Here is a 10,462-nt window from a genome sequence, read left to right on the forward strand (position 1 = left end):
CTTTACATGAAACAAACAATTTTAGGAGCTATATGTTTATCACTAGCAGCTAGTATATGGGGCGGTATGTATGTTGTTAGCAAATACGTACTCGACTTTATCCCACCACTGACACTCGTTTGGCTACGCTTTATCATTGCTTTTGTTGTTTTATATGCAATTTTGAAAATAGCTGAGAAAAAGAAAAAGAAAAAAATAACCATACGCAAAAAAGATTGGCTATTATTCGCTTGGATTGGATTTATCGGATACTTCATTTCGATCACATGTCAATTTATCGGAACAAAATTATCTGACGCTCATACAGGCTCGTTAGTAACATCAGCCACCCCTGCATTTATGGTTATATTTGCAGCAATCATTTTAAAAGAAAAGCTAACCGCTCGTAGACTGCTATCTACTATCATAGCGACAATCGGTGTCATTATCGTCATTGGATGGGATATTGAAATTGGTTCCTATTTTATCGGTACAATCATATTAGTCGGGGCCGCTATTACGTGGGCTTTACTATCCATTTACGTAAAAATCGCTTCAGCTCGATTTTCATCTTTAGTGATTACAACATATGCCATATTCTTTTCACTCTTTTTTATTACACCTTTTATGATATGGGAACTACAATCAAGTTCTATTGAACATACGAACATGTATGTATTATTAGGCGTACTTTATTTAGGAATCGTCTCAACAGCAGGTGCCTTTTTCCTTTGGAATAAAGGATTAGAATTAATGGACGCGAGCATCGGATCATTATTTTTCTTCTTCCAACCTATCGTTGGATCGTTGCTTGGTTGGTTACTATTAAATGAAACATTGAGTAGCAACTTTTTTATTGGTGGTATTCTTATTATATGTAGTGTTTTCATTACTACTTTTGAAAAGAAATGAAAAAACAGGCAGAGATTCTTAATCTCTGCCTGTTCCATACTCTTTACGCACTCCAATGCGATGGACGGGACAATATTTTCGGCAATTTCGTATGTTTGTCCCCTTTCGCTGCATTAATTTGAACTTGCGTCAGAAAAATACTATTTGTAAAATCAGCCCCACGAATATCTGCATCTCGTAAATCTGCTCCGATAAGATCTGCTCCTCTTAAGTTTGCTCCATTTAAGTTAGCCGCAATTAAATAAGCTCCTCTTAAATTCGCTCCTTGCAAATCTTTCTTCTTCAAATTTGCTCCCATAAGATCTGCTCCGCGGTGACTCATTCGTTTCTTACGCGCGGCATTCATTTCCTTCCAAACTAGCTCACTCGTTTCTAAAAGTAATACATTTACTTCTGCACGATGTAATGGAATATTTACTTTCATTAACTCGTCCGCATTTAAATTTGAAAGGCGGTCCGTCTCTTCAATTGCTTTACTTAGTTCTTTATGAATCGGTTGTGTCGCCGTCAAAAGAATAGCCTCATTCAAATACCACAGTATTTCATGAAGCTGATGCATAATCGGAAAAGCATCATACATTTTTCTCGCATGCTTTGCATCTTTCCGCCAATCAATCCCGTTAAATGTAACTTGCGAAATCTTCTGCCCAGCACCGAAACACTCAAATACTGTACAACCTTTATAACCTTTTCCTCTAAGATTTTTATGTATGCTACATTTAAAATCTGATTGTAAGTTAGAACATGGCTTCCCGCCATCTTTATTCACCGCAAAATCTACCGATGCTGCGAACGGTAACGCTACACAACATAGACCGAAGCATTTTTCACAGTTTGCTTTTAAATGATCGTTATGATTAGTCAAAATATATACCCCCTGTTGTCTTTTGACTATTTCATAATATTCCAACTGCACTAAATAATCAATTTTAAAATAAAATAGACTCTTTCATTTCAAATCATAACTTTATCATTTGATTTCCTTTCAATTGAAAAAGACAGTTTCTATCTAATGAATTATAATTAAATTATAAATATTCAAACTAAAAGGAGACTTACTATGGCACTCGAAATGAAAACAAACTGTCAAATTTGCGACCAATCTCTCGAATCAAATTCCGAAGCATACATTTGCGTGTATGAATGTACATTTTGTGCACCATGTACAGAAGAAAGACAAAATGTTTGCCCAAACTGTGGCGGCGAATTAGTACGTAGACCGAAGAAGAAATAGAAAAAAGCAAAGCGATATCGCTTTGCTTTTTTATTGTTTTTGGGATATATAGAAATTCTACCAATCACAAATTAAACGTTTAAAAACTTCACACAAACAGGCTCTGGTACAACAACATCAGATTGTAGCAGTGTTAACTTCCCTGTCGTTTCATTTCTTGAAAATAGCACAAGGTTATGTGACTTTTCATTTGTCGCAATAAGAAACTTTTCAGTCGGATCTAATACAAAGTCCCTCGGCCAATTTCCTTCTGTAGATGTATGTGCAACAAATGTAAGCTGACCTGAATTTTGATCCACACTGAAAACAGCGATACTATTATGACCGCGATTACCTGCATATACAAAGTGGCCGTCAGAAGAAATATGAATCGCACTTCCTTGACTATTGTCATCAAATTCTTTTGGAACGGTAGAAATATACTGCAACTCTGTAAAGGACCCATCTTCCGGATTATATGATAATGCAATAACTTCCGAACTCAGTTCAGTCATCACATAAGCGTATTTTCCGTTCGGGTGAAAAGCAATATGTCTAGGACCACTTCCTGGGTTCACAGACAAGCTATTCGCTTCTTTTAACTTACTATCTTTTATTTCATACGTAATGATTTTATCAATTCCTAAATCAACACCTATCACATATTTTTCATCAGGAGTATATCCGGCGTAATGTGCATGTGGTTTTTCTTGTCTTTCTTTATTCGGACCTGAACCTTCATGTGTAATAATAGATGTGGCAGCATTTACAGTTCCAGCTTCTTCATTTACTACGAAAGACTCTATCGTTCCTTTATGGTAATTTGCTGTAACTACCGTATGGTTTCCACTATCAACACTAATATGACAAGGAGAAGCCCCTTCTACTACTTGTCTGTTTTCTTCCTTTAGCTCTCCAGTATGACTATGAATCGAATAAGCAGCTACACCACCAGATTCGCCTTCCTTAACAACAGAATAGAGATATTGATTATTTTTGCTAATCGTTACATATGTAGGGTTATCCAGCTTGGCCGCAAGTGTTACATTACTAATTTTTTTTGCTTCCGTGTCTAAAGTAAACTTATATATTCCTTCACTATTTTCTTTCGTGTACGTTCCAACATATCCAATAAACTCTTTGTTATCCTTCATTTTCATAACCCTCTCCCTATAGTTTTTGTCCCTCATATTTTTTACAGAACAACCTTAAACTATTTTTTGAAAGAACATCTAAAAAAACTTGAGTACCTCTTTATAAGTTACCATATTTCCCTGCCAAATAGCCCCTAAACCCACTTTTTCTGAAAAGCCGCTATACTCTCATATTCTTCTTCCAGATGACGGGCCAGACGAATATAGATCGGTATTAATTCTTTATATTTCTCCACACTTTCCATGTTTGGCTCATGATAAAAATTGGCACCTACCATATGAGAAACTACATGTAATGTATCTATTTCACCTAAGCTATATAACCCGAGGATTGCCGCTCCTAAGCAAGAGCTTTCGAAACTTTCAGGAACATATACGTCTTGATGAAAAATATCCGCCATCATCTGTCTCCAAAGTTCCGATCTGGCAAAGCCACCTGTCGCTTGAATTTTTTTCGGTTCACCAATTAGCTCTTTTAAAGCAAGAAGAACTGTATACAAGTTATAAATGATTCCCTCTAAAACAGCACGGATAAGATGCTCTTTCTTATGATGTAGCCCAAGCCCAAAGAAAGATCCACGCGCATTCGCATTCCATAAAGGAGCTCTTTCTCCTGCTAAATACGGATAAAATAATAAACCATCCGATCCAGGATTCACTTTCGCTGCTATTTCAGTAAGCAATTCATAAGGATCTTTTCCTAAGCGCTTCCCATGTTCAACTTCTAACGCACATAATTGGTCACGAACCCACCTAAAAATCATACCACCGTTATTAACCGGTCCACCAATTACCCAAAGGTCCTCAGTTAACGCATAACAAAAAGTCCTACCTTTCGGATCCGTTACAGGCTGATTTGTTACAACTCGCACCGCACCGCTCGTACCAATTGTAATAGCAACTACTCCAGGTTCTATTGCATTTACACCTAAATTCGATAGTACCCCATCACTCGCACCGACTATAAAAGGAGTAGTAACAAGTATATTCATCTCTCTTGCAAATTCTTCATCTAATCCTATTAAGCTGTGCGTCGTTGGAACGAGTTTAGAAAGCTTTCCCTCCGAAATTCCTGCAACACGAAGAGCTTCTTCATCCCATTTTAAAGATTTCAAATTGAACATCCCTGTTGCTGATGCTATAGAATAATCAATTACATATTCATTAAATAACTTATAGAAAACATACTCTTTAATTGAGATGAATTTATAGCTTTTTGCAAATAACTCAGCATGTTCATTTTTAAACCAAACTAATTTTGAAAGTGGTGACATAGGATGGATTGGTGTTCCAGTACGAAGGTAAATTTCATGACCATTCATATCATTTTTTATTTTTTCTGCCCAGCTTGCACTTCTATTATCTGCCCAAGTAATACATCTCGTTAACGGCTTCCCTGCTTCGTCTACAGCAATGACACTATGCATTGCCGAACTAAAAGAAACACAAAGAATATCAACTGGCTGCACATTACTCGATTGTATAGTTTCTTTAATCGTATGTATGACCGCTTGAAAAATCTCTTCTGGATCTTGTTCTGCTGTTTCTGGTGCGGGAGAATATAAAGGGTATTCAATTCCATGACTTGTAATAACTGATCCCTCCACCGAAAACAAAACTGATTTTGTACTAGTTGTCCCAATATCTACACCAATCATATATTTCGAGCTCACTATGTAACCCCTTTCAAATTTTTCCTATAACAAAAGAGCACCATGATGTATACAAAAAGACGCTCCCTTATGAGAGCTACGTTTTCATAAACTTCACTCTCCATAAGGGGATCCTTTTTATAACCATTGTGCTGTTTTGAAAATGCATGGTGTCTTTTTATATCGCTGCTTTCACGTAATAAGGTACCAAACTCAGGATTTATTTTACAGGATGAAGTTACATAAAGATTGGTCCTCTCGTGAAAAAGCAATTTGTGAAAACTTTACTCCCTTATAACTTAGGCGCTTTCGCCCAATCCGCAGCAAACTTTTCAATACCTTGATCTGTTAGCGGATGCATAGCAAGTTGTTCAATGACTTTATAAGGAATTGTTGCAATGTGAGCACCTGCCATCGCTACACGAGTTACATGGTCTGGGTGTCTAACAGAAGCCGCAATAATTTGGGTATCTAATAGATGAATATCGAATAATTCAGCGATTTTAGCAACTAATAGTACGCCATCTTCAGAAATATCATCTAAGCGACCTAAAAATGGAGAAACGTACGTTGCACCTGCTCGAGCAGCTAAAAGAGCTTGGTTCACAGTGAAAATAAGTGTAACGTTCGTTTTCACACCTTTTTCAGTAAGGTAACGACAAGCTTCTAATCCTGCTAGTGTCATCGGCAGTTTTATTGTAACTTTTTCATCGCCACCGTTAATTTTAATCAGTTCTTCTGCTTGAGCAATCATCTCTTCGGCTGTAACAGCATCTGGCGTTACTTCTGCCGAAACAGATTCAACGTTAGGCACTGCCTGACAAATTTCTGCAATACGGTCTTCAAACTTAATGCCCTCTTTCGCTACTAAAGAAGGATTCGTTGTAACGCCAGCTAAAACACCTAGTTTATATGCCTTTTTTATGTCCTCAAGATTTGCAGTATCAATAAAAAACTTCATAATTTATTCCCTCCATTTTTTAAACGTTAACGAGTTATACTTTTAAAATGTTTATTTCTTTTCTACTGCATGTCCGCCAAATTCATTGCGCAGTGCTGCTACAACTTTCCCTGTAAATGTATCATTATCTAATGAGCGGTAGCGCATTAATAGAGACATTGCGATAACAGGAGTTGCTGTTTGAAGGTCTAATGCTGTTTCTACTGTCCATTTCCCTTCACCAGAAGAATGCATAACGCCCTTAATTTCATCCAGTTTTGCATCTTTAGAAAATGCATTTTCAGTCAATTCCATTAACCATGAACGAATAACTGAACCGTTGTTCCATACTCTTGATACTTTTTCATAATCGTAATCAAATTCACTCTTCTCTAAAACCTCAAATCCTTCACCAATAGCTGCCATCATTCCGTATTCAATTCCGTTGTGAATCATTTTTAAGAAGTGACCGCTACCAGCTTTTCCAGCATATAAATATCCATTTTCTACAGCTGTATCACGGAAAATAGGTTCAACGATGTCCCAAGCTTCTTGATCTCCTCCGATCATGTAACAAGCACCATTACGAGCACCTTCCATTCCGCCAGAAGTTCCTGCATCCATAAAGTGAATACCATCTTTCTTTAATTGCTCATATCGGCGAATAGATTCTTTATAATGTGAATTCCCTGCTTCAATTAAAATATCTCCTTTTGATAACAGCGGTGTAACCTCATTAATAACAGAATCAACAACAGCGTGCGGAACCATTACCCAAAGAATTCTTGGCGATTCCAACGATTGAACTAGTTCGTTTAAACTAGATACACCTGTAGCACCATACTCTTTCATTTCTTCCACTGCACTCGTATTTAAATCAAATGCAGCTACTTCATGTTTATGATCCATTAAATTCTTCCCTAAATTTAATCCCATTTTACCTAAACCAATTAATCCTACTCTCATAATATAATTCCTCCTTGAATTACCTTTCATCATAAATACATGTTAATAAAATGATGAATATCTTTTTTTCATATTGCTTTACTTATAAGAATGTACTTATTTTTTCAATCCCTCATCTAACCACCATTTAAATTCACTTTCTTGTAATAGAGCATGGGCAGCATCTGGACCGTACGAACCTGATTTATATTCATGAAGGGGTAACAAGTTTTCTTCGAACGCTTCAAGTATTGGCTGCACCCATTCCCATGACAATTCAACTTCTCTCCAGTGTGCAAAGAATGTAGAATCTCCACATATAGCATCATAAATGAGTCTTTCATAAGCTTCCGGTATTCCCACTCCTGTTTGCTCACAAGTAAAATGAATACGAATCGGTTCAAGCTCTCCATTGTTCAATGGATTTTTACTATTTAATTGGAGCGAAACATTTTCATTTGGGCTAATTTCAATGATTAACAAATTAGGCTCCGCATTTGGATTACTTTCTTGATATTGCTGTTTTAACGTATTTTTAAATTCAATTACAATACGAGTAGACTTTTCTTTCATTCTTTTTCCTGTTCGTATATAAAAAGGAACATCAGTCCAAAATGGGTTATCAATCCATAAGCGAGCCGCAACATATGTATCTGTTTGAGAAGAAGGATTTACTCCTGGCTCCTCTCTATACGCTACAACTTCTTGTCCTTTTATCTCCCCTGAAGCATATTGTCCGCGAATGATATGGTTCTGAACGTCTTCTTTTTTCACTTTACGAAGAGTTTCCATTACCTTTCGTTTTTCCTCACGAATTTCACATGCATTTATCTTTTCCGGCAGATTCATAGCAGTCATCATTAATATTTGCAACATATGATTTTGAACCATATCGCGAATGGCTCCTGCATGATCATAATATGCTGCCCTTTCTTCTACCCCAACCGTTTCACTAGCTGTTATTTGTACATTCGCAATATGTTCTTTATTCCAAATCGATTGAAGAACAGGATTTGCAAATTCAAGTGCTTCAATGTTTTGAATCATCGGTTTACCTAAATAATGATCAATACGGTATATTTCGTCTTCTTCAAACGTTCGACTAAGCCTATCATTCAGCTCTCGGGCAGATGTAAGATCATGACCAAACGGTTTCTCAATCATCAGGCGCTTCCATCCATCCGTTTTATCCAGTCCACTTTCTTTAATATTTAAAGCAATTGTCTCAAAGAAGTCAGGAGTAACTGAAAGGTAGAACATTCTATTCCCTTGTATATTTTGTTCTTCTTCCCTTTCACGAACTACTTGTAATAACCTTTTATAATCTTCTGGCTTATTCACATCTAACGGACAATAACGAAAATACTCTAAAAAATCTTCTATTTTCGGAGTACCTTCATCTTTGCGACGAGAAAAAGTTTCTATGGATTCTTTTACTCTTTTTTGAAAATCTACATGAGATACTTCACGTCTTCCAAGCCCAATAACGGATATTGGCTTCGGAAGCTTTTGATCTCTATATAAGTTATATAGCGCAGGGTAAATTTTCCTTTTCGCTAAATCCCCTGTTGCTCCAAATAAAACAAAGGTCATTGATTCCAATTTCAGTCCCCCTCGTGATGTATAGTCATTGTCACCTTAGTAAAAATGCATTGTACAGAAGCTACTATTATTGTTGATCCAACCTTACTTCTTAACTTCTAATTTTTTATATTTGTCGCTTTCTAATTGTCCCCAATATTAATAGTGGCAATTCACAGCATTTTCCCCACATCCTACTTACTCATTGTAACTTACATAAAATAACTTAATTATCAAAAGTAATTAAGTTATTTTATGTCTATCATATTAACTACATAGATTATTACAGTCAAGAAAAGTGTCTCGAATTAAAGATTTTTTATTCCGCAACATCTTATTAGAAACATGTTCATTACATAAAATGAATAATAAAAAGGAAAAAACCGAACATATTCTTGTTCGGTTTTTTCCTTTTTACTATTGCTTCAAATGGTTTTTAACTGCCCTTATAACTAATTCATGATCTTCTTCTGGTGGTAATCCTGAAACTGTTATCATTCCAATAACTCCTACGTCTTTTATTTGGACAGGAACGCAGCCACCGAACGCAGCATAATCCGACCTATCTAAAAGATATTTTTCATTATATGGAACGCCCGTTAGTTCACTTTGTATTTGCATATAATACGAGCTATGATTATGCAAAGAAACAACCCGTTTTTTACGCTCAATCCATTGCGTATTTTCCGCAGTCGTCCCTGTCATCTTGAAATGAAATAGTTGCACACCATTTTTCGCTATATCAACAGCAATCAATTTCCCCTCTTTCTTTGCTGTTTCAACGATAAATAAACCTATTTGCAGTGCATCTTCATTTGTAAAAGAGGAAAATTGAAGTGTTTCCTCTTCTATTAATATTTGCTTACTTATTTCATTCAAATTTGAAGTACTCATATCTTTATCCCCCTTACTCACTTTATGCCACCTTGATATTTTTCAATTTCTGTGACTCTATCGTACGACCTTTCCATATAACTAATACCGTAAAGCGCACTCTTTTCTTCTTAGTGCTATTATGAATTATATTTAACTCATTAAAAATGTATGTCCTCTAGTGCTAAACATTTCGTATAGAAGTTTTCTTCCTGCTACTACTTACAAGCTAAAAAAAACAGTTGCTTAAGCAACTGGTTCACTAACAATTTCATATAGGATATTCATTCAACCAAAGGAATGCTTGTTCATAGTCATCGGAAAATTTTACAGTTTCTTTTGTATTGGACTGTTGTAAATAATTCAGTATCTCCCCTTCTTCAAGGAGAAAAGCAATTGCCTTACTGTGATTCAAAATCGTTTCATTGAAAAACTTCTCTTTCCATGCTTTTTGAACAGAAAAATGATCTGGCGTATATCCTTTTCTATCTACCAGCAATTTGTATTTCCGTCCCTCGGAAATGAATTGCTGAAAAACCTGCTCGAAGCCATTAAACCATTCATAAACATCATCTGTTTTAATCTTGCCGATAAGACGGGTAACAATTATATCTCCTGAAACTGTTGTGCTAATATTCAGCTTACTCAACCTAGAATCATCTCCCTTAGCTACAATTATGCGGAAATATCACATAAAATCAATCAGATAAAATTGTTTCGCATTAAAAAAGGACAGACCCTCCAAACGGAGAAGCCTGTCCCAAAATTGTTCTATTTTATATTAGAACTAACAATCGTGAATTAGAATAATGATTTAATACTTGCTAAAACAGTAAGTACACCTACAATAATAACAAATACGTTACTCATTTTCCCTTTGTATTTAGCTAGTACTGGTACTTTATTGATTGCATACATCGGTAATAGACATAAGATAGCAGCAACTAATGGACCACTTAGAGAATCAATAAGTCCAAGAATACTTGGATTTGTATAAGCAACAAACCAGCATGATAATACAACAAAAGTAAGGACGATTGTCTTAATCGTTTTTTCTTCAATTACTTTTCCACGTGATTTACCGAACTTAATAATCATGTCACGCATTACTTCAAATGCTCCAATATAATGGCCAAGGAAAGATTTTGTAATAGCCACAAAAGCAATGATTGGTGCTGCAATCGTGATTACAGGTGAATTAAGCTCATTCGCA

The 10,462-nt window shown here is 35.9% G+C and carries 10 protein-coding genes and 1 pseudogene; 2 read left to right on the plus strand and 9 right to left on the minus strand.

Going from position 1 to position 10,462, the window contains the following annotated elements:
* Window positions 1-6: 6 nt before the first annotated feature.
* A complete protein-coding gene (locus tag DN393_RS26660; RefSeq protein ID WP_088047121.1) occupies window positions 7-891 on the plus strand; it encodes a DMT family transporter in 885 nt (294 codons plus the stop codon).
* 43 nt (window positions 892-934) lie between these two features.
* Here the strand turns inward: DN393_RS26660 and DN393_RS26665 are convergent, their stop codons facing one another.
* Window positions 935-1,756 carry a pentapeptide repeat-containing protein gene (locus DN393_RS26665; RefSeq protein ID WP_064475883.1) on the minus strand — a complete coding sequence of 274 codons (822 nt, stop codon included), beginning with the start codon at window positions 1,754-1,756 and terminating at the stop codon, window positions 935-937.
* A gap of 195 nt (window positions 1,757-1,951) precedes the next feature.
* Between DN393_RS26665 and DN393_RS26670 the strand changes: the two genes are divergently transcribed.
* Complete coding sequence (locus tag DN393_RS26670) at window positions 1,952-2,125, plus strand: DUF1272 domain-containing protein (protein ID WP_001162795.1); 174 nt, start codon at window positions 1,952-1,954, stop codon at window positions 2,123-2,125.
* Window positions 2,126-2,196: 71 nt separating this feature from the next.
* On the opposite strand, the gene DN393_RS26675 is transcribed toward DN393_RS26670, so the two are convergent.
* The 8 genes and pseudogenes from DN393_RS26675 to DN393_RS26710 all read right to left on the minus strand — a co-directional run.
* Window positions 2,197-3,264 (minus strand): lactonase family protein, encoded by a 1,068-nt coding sequence (locus tag DN393_RS26675; protein ID WP_088047120.1) that lies wholly within the window; start codon window positions 3,262-3,264, stop codon window positions 2,197-2,199.
* A gap of 128 nt (window positions 3,265-3,392) precedes the next feature.
* Complete coding sequence (gntK, locus tag DN393_RS26680; protein ID WP_149174101.1) at window positions 3,393-4,934, minus strand: gluconokinase; 1,542 nt, start codon at window positions 4,932-4,934, stop codon at window positions 3,393-3,395.
* 268 nt (window positions 4,935-5,202) lie between these two features.
* Complete coding sequence (fsa, locus tag DN393_RS26685; RefSeq protein ID WP_000667683.1) at window positions 5,203-5,871, minus strand: fructose-6-phosphate aldolase; 669 nt, start codon at window positions 5,869-5,871, stop codon at window positions 5,203-5,205.
* A 51-nt stretch (window positions 5,872-5,922) separates the two neighbouring features.
* On the minus strand, window positions 5,923-6,816 hold the full coding sequence (gene gnd, locus DN393_RS26690; protein ID WP_088047118.1) for a phosphogluconate dehydrogenase (NAD(+)-dependent, decarboxylating): 894 nt from the start codon (window positions 6,814-6,816) through the stop codon (window positions 5,923-5,925).
* A gap of 96 nt (window positions 6,817-6,912) precedes the next feature.
* The gene (zwf, locus tag DN393_RS26695) at window positions 6,913-8,397 is read right to left on the minus strand and encodes a glucose-6-phosphate dehydrogenase (protein WP_098111754.1); all 1,485 of its coding nucleotides are present in this window, start codon (window positions 8,395-8,397) and stop codon (window positions 6,913-6,915) included.
* A gap of 396 nt (window positions 8,398-8,793) precedes the next feature.
* Window positions 8,794-9,270 carry a heme-degrading domain-containing protein gene (locus DN393_RS26700; protein WP_064475888.1) on the minus strand — a complete coding sequence of 159 codons (477 nt, stop codon included), beginning with the start codon at window positions 9,268-9,270 and terminating at the stop codon, window positions 8,794-8,796.
* A gap of 250 nt (window positions 9,271-9,520) precedes the next feature.
* Window positions 9,521-9,928, minus strand: coding sequence for an STAS/SEC14 domain-containing protein (locus DN393_RS26705; RefSeq protein ID WP_240368950.1), 408 nt, complete (start codon window positions 9,926-9,928; stop codon window positions 9,521-9,523).
* Between the two features lie 122 nt (window positions 9,929-10,050).
* Window positions 10,051-10,462: pseudogene (locus tag DN393_RS26710) on the minus strand (septum formation initiator); the annotation flags it as partial.

Source organism: Bacillus sp. BPN334, assembly GCF_008368885.1.
In the GTDB taxonomy this organism is placed as follows: Bacteria; Bacillota; Bacilli; order Bacillales; family Bacillaceae_G; genus Bacillus_A; species Bacillus_A wiedmannii.